This is a genomic window from Egicoccus sp. AB-alg6-2 (assembly GCF_041821025.1).
Taxonomy (GTDB): Bacteria; Actinomycetota; Nitriliruptoria; order Nitriliruptorales; family Nitriliruptoraceae; genus Egicoccus.
This window is the reverse complement of sequence record NZ_JBGUAY010000003.1, coordinates 1-15,611: the sequence shown is the minus strand read 5'-3', so window position 1 is coordinate 15,611 and position 15,611 is coordinate 1. Positions and strand designations below refer to the sequence as shown.

Here is a 15,611-nt window from a genome sequence, read left to right as displayed (position 1 = left end):
TCGCCGTGGCGTCCACCACCAAGAACCCGCCGAAGAAGAGCCGGGGAAAGCCCGCCCCACGCCGCCCCGCGGCGCGGGGCAGCACGGCTCGCGGCGGCGCCAAGGGCGCGAGCCGGACGACCACCCGCAAGCAGGGGACCGTGTCGAAGGCGGGCAGCGCCTTCGGGGAGCACCTGTCCGCGCAGAAGCAGGACGCGCTCGGGATCCTGTTGATCCTGCTCGGCGTCCTGACGGCGCTCGGCACCTACGCCGACGCCGCCGGGCCGGTCGGCAGCTTCCTCGAGGCGGTCTCCCTCGGTCTCCTCGGGCTGCTCGGCTACGCCGTGCCGGTCCTGCTGGCCTGGTTCGGCGTGCTGGTCGTCATCGGCCGGCCGAGTCCGGAGCTGGGGCGCATCGGCGTGGGCGCGTTCCTGTTGGGTGTCGGGCTGCTGGGACTGCTGCACCTGATGGCCGGTGGGCCCGAACCCGCGGACGGCGTCCGTGGCCTGTGGCTGGCCGGCGGACTGCTCGGCTGGGCGATCGGCACACCGTTGACGGCCGCCCTGTCGGTGTGGGGCGCGGGTGCAGTCGTCGTCGCGTTCATCTCCCTCGGCCTGCTGGTCGTCACCAAGACCCCGTTCTCCGCCGTGATCGCCGCCATCAAGGGCGTGTTCACCCGGGCCCCGCGGGTGGCTGACGAGGCCGCGGAGACGGACGACGACCCCGACGTCACCCAGCGGATCGCGGCGAAGGACCGCCGGAGGAAGTCCACGCCGGCAGCTGACGACGTCGCCTCGGCCGCACCGGACACGGTCGCGGCGACCCGCGTCCGGGCGACGCTGGCGAACAAGGCGTTCGAGCAACCCGAACTCCACGACAGCGAGGGACCGGCCCGCAGGTCCGACCCGGACGGGGACGACGGCACCGCCGCCGACCGCCTCGCCGGGCGCGTCCCCGACCCGCCGGTCGGTGCGGCGCGCGGCGGCGTGACGGATCCCGCGACGAAGAAGGCGACCAAGGTGTCGCCGATCACGTCGTGGGACGACTACCAACTGCCGACGATGCAGTTGCTCGCCGCCGGCAAGAAGATGGGCAAGGAGTCCACCCGCACCATCGAGGCACAGACCGCCGCCCTGCAGGAGACCTTCGACCAGTTCGGCATCGACGCCACGGTGGCCCGCTGGTCCAGGGGGCCGACGGTCACCCGGTTCGAGATCGAGCTCGGGCCCGGCGTGCAGGTCAAGAAGGTCGCCAACATGGGCGACGACATCGCCTACGCGCTCGCGGCGCCCGACGTGCGCATCGTGGCGCCGATCCCGGGCAAGTCCGCCATCGGCGTCGAGGTCCCCAACCGGCAGCGCGACCTGATCACCCTCGGCGACATCCTGCGCTCGCCCGAAGCGCAACGCGACCCGCACCCGCTGACGGTGGCGCTCGGCGTCGACATCGCCGGCAACCCCGCGCTGGTCAACCTCGCCACCATGCCGCACCTGCTGGTCTCGGGCGCGACCGGGTCGGGCAAGTCGGTGACGCTCAACGGGATGATCACCTCGATCATCATGCGCGCGAAGCCCGACCAGGTCCGCATGATCCTCATCGACCCCAAGCGGGTCGAGCTCAACGGCTACGAGGGCACCCCGCACCTGCTGTCCCCGGTCGTCACGGATCCGCGCCGAGCCGCCGACGCGGTGCAGTGGTGCGTCAAGGAGATGGAGCAGCGCTACGAACTGCTGGCCCACCTCGGGTTCCGCAACATCGACGGCTACAACGACGCCGTCCGCGCCGGCGACGTCGCGCCGCGGCCGGGTCCCGACGGGCAGGACCTCGAGCCCCGCGAGCTGCCCTACATCCTGCTCGTGATCGACGAGCTCGCGGACCTGATGCTGGTCGCCCCCCGGGACGTCGAGGACGCGATCTGCCGCATCGCGCAGATGGCGCGTGCGGTCGGCATCCACATGGTCATCGCGACGCAGCGGCCGTCCGTCGACGTCATCACCGGATTGATCAAGGCCAACATCCCGTCGCGTCTCGCCCTGGCGGTCGCGTCGCAGACGGACTCCCGCACCATCATCGACATGAACGGTGCCGAGAAGCTGGTCGGCAAGGGCGACATGCTGTTCCTGCCCGCCAGCCAGGGCAAGCCGTCGCGCCTGCAGGGCTGCTGGGTCACCGAGCGCGAGGTCACCTCGGCGGTGGCGTACTGCAAGCAGCAGCGCGAGGCCGAGTACGAGCAGGCCGTGGTCAAGACCGGCGAGGCGGCCGAGCGTGCCGACTCGACCCGGTCCGGCGACGACGACTCCGACGAGGCGCTGCTGCGCCGCGCGGCCGAGCAGGTCGTGGTCTCGGGACTGGGCTCCACCTCGATGCTGCAGCGGAAGCTGCGCATCGGGTTCGCGCGCGCCGGTCGGCTCATGGACGAACTCGAGGAGCTCGGCGTGGTGGGACCGAACGAGGGGTCGAAGGCCCGCGACGTGCTGTGGACACCCGAGGAGCTCGACGAGGCACGGGCCGCCAACGTGCTCTGAACCGTCACCCTGCGCGCGGAGGCCCGGTCGGCCTCCTGGACGCGTCGCGGGGGGTCACCGCCAGCGGAACTCGCCGGTCGCCTGGGGGCGTTCTCCCTTGAGCTGACGCCGTGCATTGCCGGCCGCGAGCCAGGTACCGACGCCGAGCGCGCCGAGCAGCAGCAGGCCGACCTGCTGGCGGGGCGTCTCGGCGATCTGGTAGCGGTCGGAGGTGCCCTCGCCGTGGTCGCCGACGACCTCTTCCGAGCCCTCGCCGGCCTCGGGCGCGGCAGGGTCCTCGGCAGCGGCGACGGGGCCGGCGACGAGGATGAGGGCCGCCAGTGCGGCAGCCGACGAGCGCAGGAGCTTGGAGGTGGCATTCATGGCGCGCATCGTAGCCACAACGGTGCGCGATCCCGTCATCGGGAAGTGGCGCGGTCGCGACCGGTCGCGCGGGGCGCGCGTCCTGCGGGGGCGGCCCGACCGGCCTAGTCTGTCGGCGTGTGAGCCGGGGCGCTGCTCGTGTTCCGGTCGGTGTTTGGCGTCGGGAAGGCCGGTCAGGCGTGAGCACGGGCATCGGCGAGTCGCTGCGAACGGCACGCGAGGACCGGGGCCGTTCCGTCGAGGACGTGGCCCAGGTCCTGCGCATGCGCAGTGACTACGTACGGGCCCTGGAAGACGAACGGTTCGAGGTCTTCGGCGGCGAGATCTACGCCAAGGGCTTCCTGCGCAACTACGCCGCCGAACTCGGTCTGGATCCGCAACCACTGCTCGAGCAGTACCGGCGCGAGCACGGCGATCAGCTGGCCACGGTCGGCCTCGTCGGCTCCAGCGCGACCTCCCGCCCCTCGCCGCGCAGTGCCCCGCCGCCGTGGATCGCGTGGGTGCTGGTGGCGGTCGTGGTGATCGCGGGGCTCGCCTTCATCGGTTCCCTCGGATCAGGTCGCACCCCGCCCCAGGCCGGCCAGGACCCCACCACGGCACCGCCCGCCCCGGTCCAGGAGGAACCGACCGAGGAGCCCGAGGACGGCACGGATGCAGGCGAGGAGGAGCCCGAGCCCGAACCCGAGCCGGAGCCCGAACCGACCTTCGACGGGGTCGAGGTGCTCCTCGCGCTCGAGGAGAGTTCGTGGATGCGGGTGACCATCGACGGCTCCATCGCCTTCGAACAGACCGTGCCGGCGGGCGAGACGCTGCCGTTCGAGGGCCAGGACGAGGTCCGCGTGCGGCTCGGCAACGCCGGCGGCGTCCGCGCCCAGGTCAACGGCGAGGAGGTCGAGTCGCTCGGTGCGCGCGGCCAGGTCGTCGAAGTGGTGTTCACTGCCGACGGCGTCGAAACCGCCTGACGTCCACCGAGCGACGCGCGTTCCGTCCGTCGTTCCGCCCCCGGCACCCGAGGTTCCCGTCGTGTCCGCATCCGCACCCCCCGACGCCTACCGCGTCGCCGTCGTCACCCTCGGCTGCGGGCGCAACGAGGTGGACTCCGAGCAGCTGGCGGGCCTGTTCCACCGCGAGGGAACCGCCGTCGTGGACGACCCGGCCGACGCCGACGTGGTGCTCGTCAACACCTGCACCTTCATCGCGCCGGCGAAGCAGGAGTCGATCGACACGGTCCTCGAGGCCTGCCAGCTCAAGGAGGACGGGCGCGCCCGGGCCGTGCTCGTGGTCGGGTGCATGGCCCAGCGCTACCCGAACGAGCTGGCCGAGGCGATCCCCGAGGCGGATGCCATCGTCGGTTTCGACGGGTACGCGGACCTGCCCGCCGTGGTCGGTGACGTGCTCGCCGGGCGTCAGCGTGAGCGCGTGGTCGGCGTGGGCGAGGCGCATCCCGGCGCCCGTCCCTCCCGCCGCGACCTGCCCCTTCTGGTCGCACCCGTCGGCGCTCCCGCGGACCAGAGCAGCCACACGCCCTCCACCGCCGCGGACCTCGACACGTTGCTGCTCGGCCTCAGCGTCCCCGAGCTGCCGCCCGAGGCACCCCGCGTCGCCACGCCGGCCGGGACGTCACAGGACCTGCTCGACCGGGTCCCCGACACCGGCCCGCGCTTCCCGGTCCGGCTGCCCCAGACCGGCGGCGTCGCCCGACCGTGGGCGTACCTCAAGATCGCGTCGGGCTGCGACCGTGTCTGCACGTTCTGCGCCATCCCCTCGTTCCGTGGCCGCTTCCGCAGCCGACCACTCGAGGAGTTGCTGGCCGAGGCCGCCTGGCTGGTCGACGGCGGCGCCCGCGAGCTGGTGCTGGTCAGTGAGAACACGACCTCGTGGGGCAAGGACCTCGACGGCGGCCGGGCGCTGCAGCCGACCCTGCTGCGCGAGCTGTCGCAGCTCGACGGCCTCGATCGCATCCGGCTCATGTACCTGCAACCGGCCGAGCTGACGTTGCCGCTGCTCCAGGCGATGGCCGAGCTGCCCAAGGTGGCGTCCTATTTCGACCTCTCGCTGCAGCACGTCTCCGGCCCGGTGGTGAAGGCGATGGCGCGCTCGGGTGACCCGGAGCGGTTCGGCACGATGATCGAACGCATCCGCGACCTGGACCCCGACGCGGTGTTCCGCTCGAACTTCATCCTCGGCTTCCCGGGCGAGACCGACGCCGACGTCGCGGCGCTCGAGGACTTCCTCGAGACCCACCTGCTCGACTGGGTCGGGCTGTTCCCGTTCAGCGTCGAGGACGGCACCCCGTCGGCCGACTTCGCCGACCAGGTCCCCGAGGAGGTGGCGCAGGAGCGCCTCCTGCGCGTCGGCGAGCTGCAGGAACGTCTCGCCGACGAGGCGGCTCGCCGCTTCGTCGGTCGCCGGTTGGACGTGATCGTCCAGGAGCGCGCGGCCGCGGACGACGACGAGGGACCGACGCTCGCCCGTTCCTACCGCGAGGCACCGGACACCGACGGCGAGATCGAGCTGGTCGACCGATCCGGGCGACCTGCCCCGTTGCCGGTCGGTGCGCGAGCGACGGTCGAGGTGGTGGACGCGGTCGGCGTCGACCTCGTCGGCCGGGTCGTCGACGCGGGTGGTGACGCGGTCGCGGCTCGGCGGTGAGCGAGCACCCACAGCCGGACGAAGAACCCGAGGCGGTTCCCCTGGCGGAGCTGCGTGCCGGCGAGCCGCACTGGTTCAACGTCCCCAACCTGCTGACGTTCCTGCGTGCCCTCCTCGTGCCCGTCATCCTCTGGCTGCTGACCGCCGACGGCGAGGCGGCCCGGTGGTGGGCGTTCGGCGTGTTCGTGTTCGCGGCCGCCACCGACTCGATCGATGGCTGGGTCGCCCGGCGTTGGCACGGCGTGACAAGATGGGGCCAGCTCGCCGATCCGATCGCCGACAAGTTGCTCATCATCGGCTCGCTCGCGAGCCTGGCGGTGGTCGGGGAGCTGCCGTGGTGGGCGGTCAACGTCATCGTCGCCCGGGAGGCCGCGGTCACGTTGCTGCGGGTCCGGTTGGTCCGGCGGCTCGACCTCGTCATGCCCGCCAGCTCGTGGGGCAAGGCCAAGACCGTCTCCCAGGTGGTGGCCGTCGCCGCCTATCTGTCCCCGGGCGTCCGCGCGACCGTGGCAGGTCCGTTGCTGGACCTGGCGGTCGTGCTGACCATCTGGTCCGGCATCGAGTACGCCTTCCGGGCGGGCCGCCTCGCCCGGGCGCGACGCGAAGGAACCCCGACGTGAACACCCAGCCAGGCATCCTCGACGGGGTCGAGCTCGTCCCCGCCGACGAGGTCGCCCGCGCGGCCATCGTCTCGGTCGGCAGCGAACTGCTGCTCGGCGACCTCACCGACACCAACGCGACCTGGCTGTCGTCGCGACTCCGCGACATGGGCGTCGAGGTCGTCCACCACGTCGCGGTCCGCGACGACACCGAGGAGTTCGTCCAGACCCTGCGGTGGCTGGCCGGGCGCGTCCACGTCGTCATCTGCGGTGGCGGGCTCGGTCCCACCTCCGACGACCGCACGCGCGAGGCGGTGGCCGCGGCGGCCGGCGTCGAGATCGACCACCACGACGACCTCGAAGAGGCCATCGTGCAGAAGTTCGCGTCCATGGGCCGCGCCATGCCGCCGCAGAACGCGAGGCAAGCCGGCATCCCCCGCGGCGGCCGGCCGTTCCCGCCCGTGGGCACCGCGCCCGGGTTCGCGCTGACCATCACCGACCCCGGGCCGGTGCGCGTCTATGCCCTGCCCGGCGTGCCGTGGGAGCTCAAGGAGCTGTTCCATCGCGAGGTCGCGCCCGAACTGCAGGCGATCGCCGGTGCGCGAGCGACGGTGACGCGCGTCGTCCACGTGATCGGCAAGGGGGAGTCCGACGTCGCCGGGATCGTCGAGCCGATCGTCGAGGGCCACGACGCGGTCGAGTTGTCCTTCCTCGCCCGCTCGCACGAGATCCAGGTGCGCCTGACCGTCAGCGGCAGTGACGCCGACGCCGCCAGGGCCGCGTCGCAGCCGTTGCTCGAGGAGGTGATCGACGCGCTCGGGGGAGCGGTCGCCGGCCTCGACGAGGAACAGCTCGAGGACGTGGTGCTGCGGCTGCTCGGCGATGCTGATCAGACCGTCGCCACGGCGGAGTCGGCGACGGCCGGCGACATCGCCGCGCGCCTCGGACTGGTGCCGGGTGCCTCGCACGGGTTGCTCGGCGGGATGGCCGTGTACGACACCGAGGTCAAGCACGACGTCCTCGGCGTCGACCGCGGCATCCTGGACGAGCACGGCCCCGTGAGCGAGGCGGTGACGCGGGAGCTGGCGCGTCTGGCCCGCGAGCGGTTCGGCGCCGACTGGGGCGTCGGGGTGACCGGCTGCGCCGGACCCGAGCAGCAGAACGGCCAGCCGGTCGGCACCGCGTTCTGGGCGCTCGCGCATCCCGACGGCCACGTCGAGGTGCACACTCGCCTGTTGCCGGGCGACCGTGGCCAGGTCATCAAGCGGCTCGGAAGCGCCGCGCTCGATCTGCTGCGGCGCCGGCTGCTGGAGCGCTGAGCCGGCCGTGCGCCTGTTCGTCGCCCTGCCGGTTCCCGACACACTGCGTACCGCCGTGGTCACGGCCACGCGCGAGCTCCGGGACGGTGACGGCGAGGGACTGCGGTGGGCGTCCGCCGAGCGTTTGCACGTGACCCTCGCCTTCCTCGGCGAGGTGGCCGCCGAGCACCTGGCCGACGCCGTCGCGGTCGTGGACACGGTCGCGACGGCCGCGCCGCCGTTGGCCCTGCGCTCGGGCGAGGCGGGCCGCTTCGGTCGGGGCGTGCTTTGGCTGGGCGTCGTCGACCGACCGCCGGGCGGGGTGGCCGACCTCGGCGAGCGGCTGCAGGCCGCGCTGGCCGACCAGGGACTACCGGTCGAGCGGCGCGCGGTACGGCCGCACGTCACCCTCGGCAGGGGAGGGAAACGCCGCGTCGACGACGCGCTGGTCGCTGCGGTCAGCGTCCCGCCGGTGGCGTGGCGTGCCACCTCGATCCAGCTGTGGTCGTCGGAGCTGGGCAGCGGCCCGGCGCGCTACACCGTCGAACACGAGGCACCGCTGATCGGCTGAGCCTCGGCGCTGACCGACGAAGCGTCGGCGCTGACCGATTGAGCGTCGGCGCCGACCGGTCGAGCCTCGGCGTCAGCGGGGGGTGTGGGCGTCCTGCTCGGCCCGCTGGTCCGGCGCGTCGGGATCGGCCGGCGTGGCCGCCATCTGCTTCGCCACCCCCGGGTCGACCGCTCCGGCGCCGTTGCCGTTCCCGTTGCCGTTGCGGCCGTTGTCGCGGGGGACCGGCGGCGGCAGCGGCGCGCCGGTCGCGCGCAGTTCGGCCAGCAGCTGCCAGATCCGGTCGAACGCGAGACGTGCCTGCCGGGCGTCGTAGAGCGCGCCGTGGGCCTGGTCCTTGTCGTGGGGGATTCCCAGCGCGAGGCAGGTCTTGGCCAGGCTCCTCGGTGCCTCGGGCCCGGGCGCGATCAGCGGCAGGGCCAGCGTCTCGACGTCGAGCAGGTGATGGTCCCAGGTCGGTTCGAGCCCCAGCTTGCGGCACATGCGCTCGAGGTGCTGGGCGTCGAAGTCCGGCACCGCACCGACCAGCACGGCGTCCTGTGCGTCCTCGAGGAAGAGCGTGAGCCACTCCGACGCCGGGGTCTTGTCCTGCGGCGCGATCCGGTCGTCGTAGCGCGTCAGTGTCAGGGCGTCGGCGTCCGCCCCGTCGATGGTGTGCTGGGGGAAGAACTGGCGTTCCTCCTCACGGCCGTCCTCGAAGCGGACGATCCACGACACCTCGGTCAACTCGTGGCGCTCGTGGTCGAGGCCGGTCGCCTCGGTGTCCACGAACACGAACCGGGTCCTTCCGGAGCGGCGTCCCGACGGTGTGGGGGTCGCGGGGTCGGCGGAAGGGTCGGACATGGAGGGCGCCTTCGACGGTCGTGGGGGCTGCCGACACCGTAGCCGCCGGGGGTGTTGCCACCGGCGTGCGGCGGCCCGTCGGTGGGGGACGAGCGCTGGTGGAGCCGGGGTGCTCGCGTCCGAACAAGCGTTCGGATAACGTCGGTGTCCACAGCGATGGGGGGTTCGTCCACGGCCGTGTCGCACCCGCGACATACCGTGCCGACCTCATCGACCGAGACCCACGTCGACCGGTACGCGGTCGGCTCACCCGGGAGGCACCCGTGGACAAGGACAAGTCCCTCGATCTCGCCCTCGCGAACATCGAGAAGCAGTTCGGCAAGGGCTCGCTGATGCGGCTCGGGGACGAGGCCGCGGTGAAGGTGGCGGCGATCCCGACCGGGGCGCTGTCGCTGGACCTTGCCCTCGGCATCGGTGGGCTTCCGCGAGGCCGTGTGGTCGAGATCTACGGTCCGGAAAGTTCCGGCAAGTGCCTCGTGGCCAGGACCTACGTCTGGTCGGACCACGGCCTCGAGACCATCGAGGAGCTGTTCGCACGGGTGGACCAGCCCGCCAGCTGCACGTCGCGCGTCACCGACGTCTCTGACTACGGCGTCCGACTGGTCAACGAGGAGGCCCGCCTCGAACGGATGGCGGGGGTGACCCACAACAACCGCAAGCCGGTGTGGCGGGTCACGCTCGAGTCCGGTCGTCACGTCGAGGCCACCGCCAACCACCCGCTTCGGGTGCTCAACGAGCGGGGGCGCATCGTCTGGCGCACCGTCGGCAACCTGCAGGAGGGCGACGTCCTGGTCTCGGCGCTCTTCGGTGCCGAAACGGCGACCGGCGGCAGCGACCTGAGCGAGGACGAGGCGGTCCTGTTGGGCTACCTGGTCGCGGAGGGCTCGCTCGGGGAGAACGCCAGGAGCGGGGTCCAGTTCACCAACGCGCACGACGCCGACGTCTACGAGGAGTACGTCTCGCTGCTCGAGCACGTGCTCGGCGTCGACCGGAGCCGCGTCGTCACCTACCAGGACAAGGAGCACCGGGTCCATGACACGGCGCTCCGGCAGCGCCTGGCCGACGAGTACGGACTCAGCTTCCGCCTGTCCGCGGGCAAGGACATCCCCCACGCCGTCCGTACCGGCGGGCCGAAGATCCAGCGGGCGTTCCTGTCCGCGCTGTACGAGGGCGACGGCTGGATCGAGCGTGGTCCCGGGGTCGGCCTGACCACGGCGTCCGAGACGCTGGCGGAGCAGGTACAGCTGCTGCTGTACGGGCTCGGAATCCCGGCCACCCGTTCCTCGCGGCACCACGACGAACTCGACCGGAACTACCACACCGTGCTCGTCGGCCCTGGTGGGGTGCACCGGTTCCTGGAGCAGATCGGGTTCCGTTCGAAGCGGCGGGCCGACCAGGTCGAGCGACACCTCGCGACCGCGCCCGGCACGGCCCCGGCATCGCGCCACGAGCATCTGCCGAACGTGCGCGAACTGCTCTTCGACCTGCGTGACGCCCTCGGCGGTGACCGTGAGCTGGACGCCCTCATCGGCGACCTGCGACGGGAAGACCTCACCGGACGGTCGGACGGCAGCATCGACTGCTCGCCCAGTCGGCTGCTCGGTGCGCTCACGTGGATCGAGTCCAAGCACGTGCCCGCCAGCGCGAAGCCCCTCGTGGCGCAGCTGCACGAACTCGCCGCGCGTCCGCTGACCTACGAGCGCATCACCGCGATCGAGTCGGTCGGTTCGGTACCCACCTTCGACGTCGTCGTACCCGAGACGCACAGCTTCCTGGCCAACGGTGTGCTCTCCCACAACACCACGGTTGCTCTCCACGCCGTCGCCGAGGCGCAGAAGCTCGGTGGCATCGCGGCGTTCATCGACGCCGAGCACGCCCTCGACCCCGTCTACGCCCGCGCGCTCGGGGTCGACATCAACGAACTGCTCGTGTCGCAGCCGGACACGGGCGAGCAGGCGCTCGAGATCGCCGACATGCTGGTGCGCTCCAACGCCGTGGACATCATCGTCATCGACTCGGTCGCCGCGCTCACGCCACGTGCGGAGATCGAAGGCGAGATGGGCGACAGCCACGTCGGCCTGCAGGCACGCCTGATGTCGCAGGCGTTGCGCAAGCTCTCCGGCTCGCTGCACCGCTCCAACACCTGCGCCGTCTTCATCAACCAGCTCCGCGAAAAAATCGGCGTCATGTTCGGCTGTTTTTCGTATTCGACGCGGGTGACGCTCGCCGACGGCACGCAGGAGAAGATCGGCAAGATCGTCAACCAGAAGCTGCCGGTCGAGGTGCTCTCCTACGACCCGGAGACGGGCGAGTTCGCGCCGAAGAAGGTCGTCAACTGGTTCGACAACGGACCCACCGACGAATTCCTGCGGTTCACCGTCGCGCGTGGCTCGGGGAACGGACGCTCGCAGTTCTCGGTCACCGAAAACCACCTGATCTCCACCCCGCACGGCTGGGTGCACGCGGGTGAGCTTGCCGTGGGCGACACGGTCCTGCAGGCGGTGGAGCACCACCTGTCGCCGTTGCAGTGGGACGTGCTGCTCGGAGGCCTCATGGGCGACGGCGCCCTTTCGCCCTCGCGCAGCGGCCACGGCGCGCGCTTCCGATTCGGGCACGGAAAGCAGCAACTGGCGTACGCCGAGTGGAAGGCGTCGCTGTTCGCCAACGTCACCGTCTCGCGCAGCACGAACGAGAAGGAGGCGGTGTTCTACGACGTGCAGCCGCTGCCCGAACTCGCCGAACTGCGCCGTGCGGTGTACATCGGCGGCAAGAAGGTCCTCAGCTGGGACTACCTGAAGCGCCTGACACCGCTGTCCCTGGCGGTCTGGTACATGGACGATGGAACGTTCACGTTGCGGTCGAAGGGAGCGCAGGAGCGCACGCGCGGCGGATCCGGTCGCAGCGAGATCTGTGTCGAGGCGTTCGAGGCCACCAGCCGGGAACGACTGCGCGCCCTGCTGGCGGACACCTGGGGGATCGAAGCGAAGCTGGTCGAGCGCGGAGGCAACGCGATCTTGCAGTTCCCTACGGCCGAGACGGCCAAGTTCCACGAACTCGTCGCGCCGTACGTGCACCCGTCCATGCAGTACAAGTTGCTGCCCCGTTTCCAGGGCCAGTTCTCGGTCGAGGCCTCGTTCGAGGCGCCGCGAACGGTCGCCACGCCGATGCCCGTGGTGGAGATCACGCGTGGCGCTCCTAACGGAGCACAGACGCACCGTTTCGACCTCGAGATCGAGGGCACGCACACGTATCTCGCCGACGGCGTCGTGGTGCACAACTCGCCGGAAACGACGCCGGGTGGGCGCGCGCTGAAGTTCTACAGCTCGGTACGGCTCGACGTCCGCCGGATCGAGACGTTGAAGGACGGCACCGACGCGGTCGGCAACCGGGTCCGCGTGAAGGTCGTGAAGAACAAGGTGGCGCCACCGTTCCGCCAGGCCGAGTTCGACATCCTCTACGGCGAGGGCATCTCCAGGGAGGGCTCGCTGATCGACGTCGGGGTCGAGGAGTCGATCATCCGCAAGGCGGGTGCTTGGTACACCTACGACGGCGAGCAGCTGGGGCAGGGCAAGGAGAACGCCCGCAACTTCCTCAAGGAGCACCGCGACGTCGCGCTCGAGATCGAGAAGAAGGTCAAGGACAAGCTGGGCGTGAACCCGCTGGCAGCCGATGACGCCGAGTTCGACGACCTGGAGGACTGACGTGGCGGGGCCCTACAAGGACGCCGAAGCCTGGCTCGCCGACCGGGGGGTCGAGCGCGATCCCATCCGGGTCCCGCTCACCCCGCCACCGGACCCGGCGCCGGCCGATCCAGGTCCCGAGGCAGCGGCGCCGTCCGCCGACGCGGCCACGCCACCGAGCCGCCGTGAGGTGCAGCGCCTGGCCGAAGACGCCGCTGACGCGGCGGTGCGGCGCGCGGACGAACGCGCCGCCACCACCGACGCCGCCACGCCCCGTATGGAGGACGACGTCGCCGAGGCCGTCGCGTTCCTCCGGCGCTCGACCAGCATGACGCCGCAGAGCGAACAACGACTGCGGGACAAGCTCCGCGAGCGCGACGTGGCCGAGCCGGTGATCGAGCAGGCACTCGAGCGCGCCAGGCGTGAGCGGCTCGTCGACGACGAGGCGATGGTCGCCGCGCTCGTCGACGAACGCCGTCGGAAGGGGCACGCACCGGCCAGGATCCGGCGCGACCTGCGTGAGCGGGGGTTTGCGCCCCCGTTGCTCGACGCCGCGTTGGCCGCCGCGGATCGCGAAGATCCCGAAGCCGCGGCCTACGCCCTGGCCCGCGAGAAGGCGCAGCGCACCAGCGGTCTGTCGCCCGAGGCCGCGGTCCGTCGCGTCGCCGCCCATGTCGCCCGCCGCGGCTACAACGACGGACTGGCGCGCAAGGTCGCCCGCGAGGCGGTGTTCACCGCAAGGGACGCCCAGCGGACCGCCGGGCGCTGATGCGCGGCCCCCGACGCACGGTGGCGGTACCTGCCCCCGCCGGAGGGCGGGATCGAGTTGGGTGGTGACACGACCCATCCGAACGGGGGCCACATGCTCGGTAAACAGGACCTCTACCAGCTCATCGGCGCAGCGGCATACGACCACGACGGGCAGGAACTCGGCACCGTGGACACGGTGTTCGTCGACACCCAGACCGACGAGGGCACGTTCGCCGCGATCAGGACCGGCCTCTTCGGCACCCGATCGTCATTCGTCCCACTCGCCGACGCGAACTTCCGCGACGGCGAACTGCACGTCGCCTACTCCCGCGAGCGGGTGAACGACGCGCCGAACGTGGACGCCGACGACCGGCTCGACGCCGACCAGGAACTCGAGCTGTACCGCTACTACGGCATCCCGGCCACGGAAGAAGATGCCGACGACGACCACCTCCGTCCCTCGCATGACGAGCGGACCCGGCCTGATACCGACGTCCGGAGCGGCAGCGGCTCCAGTGCGGCGGACGAAGGCGACGCGATGCGCGACGCCGGTAGCACCGGCGACGACACGGGCATCCCGGGCGACGACCTGCCCAGCGGCGCCGACCTGATCGCGGACCAGGGCTTCGACCCGACCCTCGACGGCCCGCGGGCGTCGCCCGAGGAGCGCCTACGCCTGCGACGCCTCGGAGATCCCGCCTCGCACGCCGACGACGGTCGTAGCCGCCGCGGCGACGCGGACGCGGTCCGTTAGCTCGCGCCACCTTCTTCGGTACGCCCGCGCGTCCCCCGCCCGGCGACGGTGCCACGTCTGGTCGAATTGGACGGGTACCCCGCCGGGTGATCCGTGTCCGGACAGGGGAACGTTGTGCCCCGAGCGGTCGGGGGGATTCGCGGGCGGCGCAACAGGGTCGCGGCCGGTTTCGTAGGGGTACGAATCACCGACGAAAAAGGACAGGCATGATTGGCAAGCAGGAGCTCGACCGCGTCATGGGCGCGACCGCCTATGACAGTTCCGGCGACAAGATCGGCAACGTCGACACGGTCTTCGTCGACGACGTCACCGGTGAGCCGACCTTCGCGCTGGTGAACACCGGCCTGTTTGGGACGCGCTCGTCCTTCGTGCCGATCCAGAACGCCACGATCGACGGCGATGACCTGCGCGTCGGCTACACCAAGGACAAGATCAAGGACGCGCCGAACATCGACGCCGACGGGCACCTCGAGCCCTCCGACGAGGCCGAGCTGTACCGCTACTACGGCATGGACTACGACCAGTCCTACGGCGACACGCTGCGCGACGACCGCGACGACGTCGGGCGGACCGGCGAGCCCGTCACGGGCGGTATGACGACCGACCGTAACGACCACGGCACCGTCGGCCACGATACGTCCGGGCCGACCACCGACGACGCGATGACGCGTTCCGAGGAGGAACTGCACGTCGGCAAGGAGCGTCGCGAGGTCGGACGCGCACGGCTGCGCAAGCACGTCGTGACCGAGCACGTCACCAAGACCGTGCCGGTCCAGCGCGAAGAGGTCCACATCGAGCGTGAGCCGATCACCGACGGCAACGTCGACCGGGCCACCGACGGTCCGGCGATCTCCGAGGAGGAGCACGAGGTCGTGCTCCACGAGGAGCAGCCGGTCGTGGAGAAGCAGGCGGTCCCGAAGGAGCGCGTGCGCCTCGACAAGGACGTCCACACCGACGAGGCGCGGGTCGAGGACGACGTCCGCAAGGAAGAGATCGACGTCGCCGGTCTCGAGGAGTCCCGCGACGACACGCGTCGCTGACGTCGATCGATCGAATCACCGGGGTGTCGGTGGGCGGTTCCACCCGCCGCCGGCACCCCGGTGTCGTTCCGGCAGACGAAGGAGCGAGGCCATGAGTGCCGACCACCACCCCGACGAACACCATCCCGACATCGTCACGGACGACACCGTCGATGACGAGGTCGACCACGACGGCCTGCTCGACGAGACCGCGCCGCTCCCACCGCCCGGCGGCGAGCAGACGACCCCGTCGGAGGGTCCCGACGACCTGCCCGCCGAGGGCGGGACGTCACGCGACCGCGACTAGCGAGGGCCAGCACCGGGGCCGCCGCACCGCTCCGCTAGCTGTAGTTCCTCGCAACGTTGTTCACAGAGTGAGAGCCTCCCGGCTCATCCGGCGAAGAACGAGCTAACGGGAGGCTCTCGTGGAGCATCGTAGGGCGAAGCTTTCGATCGAAGGTCGACGGCTGCTGATCGAGCGGATCCGGTTCGCAGGCTGGCCCGTCGCCCGCGCGGCCGTGGCCCAGGGTGTCTCGCGTGCGACCGCGCACAAGTGGCTACGCCGCTACGACGAGGAAGGC

At 71.4% G+C, this 15,611-nt stretch carries 14 protein-coding genes; 12 read left to right on the top strand and 2 right to left on the bottom strand.

The genetic code is table 11. The features are described from left to right. Positions 1 to 5: 5 nt before the first annotated feature. Positions 6 to 2,504 carry a DNA translocase FtsK gene (locus ACERMF_RS04950; RefSeq protein WP_373667924.1) on the top strand — a complete coding sequence of 833 codons (2,499 nt, stop codon included), beginning with the start codon at positions 6 to 8 and terminating at the stop codon, positions 2,502 to 2,504. 54 nt (positions 2,505 to 2,558) lie between these two features. On the opposite strand, the gene ACERMF_RS04945 is transcribed toward ACERMF_RS04950, so the two are convergent. Continuing rightward, positions 2,559 to 2,867 carry a hypothetical protein gene (locus tag ACERMF_RS04945; protein WP_373667923.1) on the bottom strand — a complete coding sequence of 103 codons (309 nt, stop codon included), beginning with the start codon at positions 2,865 to 2,867 and terminating at the stop codon, positions 2,559 to 2,561. Positions 2,868 to 3,046: 179 nt separating this feature from the next. Here ACERMF_RS04945 and ACERMF_RS04940 point away from each other — a divergent pair, with 179 nt between their 5' ends. The 5 genes from ACERMF_RS04940 to thpR all read left to right on the top strand — a co-directional run bounded on the left by ACERMF_RS04940 (position 3,047) and on the right by thpR (position 7,987). After that, positions 3,047 to 3,829 carry a helix-turn-helix domain-containing protein gene (locus tag ACERMF_RS04940; RefSeq protein WP_373667922.1) on the top strand — a complete coding sequence of 261 codons (783 nt, stop codon included), beginning with the start codon at positions 3,047 to 3,049 and terminating at the stop codon, positions 3,827 to 3,829. A 61-nt stretch (positions 3,830 to 3,890) separates the two neighbouring features. Next, positions 3,891 to 5,519 (top strand): 30S ribosomal protein S12 methylthiotransferase RimO, encoded by a 1,629-nt coding sequence (gene rimO, locus ACERMF_RS04935; RefSeq protein WP_373667921.1) that lies wholly within the window; start codon positions 3,891 to 3,893, stop codon positions 5,517 to 5,519. Continuing rightward, positions 5,516 to 6,139, top strand: a complete 624-nt coding sequence (pgsA, locus tag ACERMF_RS04930) for a CDP-diacylglycerol--glycerol-3-phosphate 3-phosphatidyltransferase (protein WP_373667920.1) — start codon at positions 5,516 to 5,518, stop codon at positions 6,137 to 6,139. Before rimO ends, pgsA begins: the two co-directional genes overlap by 4 nt. Continuing rightward, positions 6,136 to 7,437, top strand: coding sequence for a CinA family nicotinamide mononucleotide deamidase-related protein (locus ACERMF_RS04925; RefSeq protein ID WP_373667919.1), 1,302 nt, complete (start codon positions 6,136 to 6,138; stop codon positions 7,435 to 7,437). Before pgsA ends, ACERMF_RS04925 begins: the two co-directional genes overlap by 4 nt. 7 nt (positions 7,438 to 7,444) lie before the next feature. Further along, positions 7,445 to 7,987, top strand: coding sequence for an RNA 2',3'-cyclic phosphodiesterase (gene thpR, locus ACERMF_RS04920; RefSeq protein WP_373667918.1), 543 nt, complete (start codon positions 7,445 to 7,447; stop codon positions 7,985 to 7,987). A gap of 72 nt (positions 7,988 to 8,059) precedes the next feature. Here thpR and ACERMF_RS04915 read toward each other — a convergent pair whose 3' ends face one another. After that, complete coding sequence (locus tag ACERMF_RS04915; protein WP_373667917.1) at positions 8,060 to 8,827, bottom strand: PolC-type DNA polymerase III; 768 nt, start codon at positions 8,825 to 8,827, stop codon at positions 8,060 to 8,062. A gap of 263 nt (positions 8,828 to 9,090) precedes the next feature. Between ACERMF_RS04915 and ACERMF_RS04910 the strand changes: the two genes are divergently transcribed. From ACERMF_RS04910 to ACERMF_RS04885, 6 genes are all read left to right on the top strand, one after another. Further along, entirely contained in the window at positions 9,091 to 12,528 is a 3,438-nt protein-coding gene (locus tag ACERMF_RS04910) for an LAGLIDADG family homing endonuclease (protein WP_373667916.1), read from the top strand. Position 12,529: 1 nt separating this feature from the next. Further along, positions 12,530 to 13,276: a regulatory protein RecX gene (locus tag ACERMF_RS04905; protein WP_373667915.1), complete on the top strand. Its 747-nt coding sequence runs from the start codon at positions 12,530 to 12,532 to the stop codon at positions 13,274 to 13,276. 93 nt (positions 13,277 to 13,369) lie between these two features. Next, on the top strand, positions 13,370 to 14,011 hold the full coding sequence (locus tag ACERMF_RS04900) for a PRC-barrel domain-containing protein (RefSeq protein ID WP_373667914.1): 642 nt from the start codon (positions 13,370 to 13,372) through the stop codon (positions 14,009 to 14,011). 206 nt (positions 14,012 to 14,217) lie between these two features. Beyond that, positions 14,218 to 15,051: a YsnF/AvaK domain-containing protein gene (locus ACERMF_RS04895; RefSeq protein WP_373667913.1), complete on the top strand. Its 834-nt coding sequence runs from the start codon at positions 14,218 to 14,220 to the stop codon at positions 15,049 to 15,051. A gap of 91 nt (positions 15,052 to 15,142) precedes the next feature. Further along, a complete protein-coding gene (locus ACERMF_RS04890; protein ID WP_373667912.1) occupies positions 15,143 to 15,337 on the top strand; it encodes a hypothetical protein in 195 nt (64 codons plus the stop codon). Between the two features lie 118 nt (positions 15,338 to 15,455). After that, positions 15,456 to 15,611, top strand: a 156-nt coding sequence (locus tag ACERMF_RS04885) for a leucine zipper domain-containing protein (protein WP_373668368.1), incomplete at its 3' end; no start/stop codon positions are given.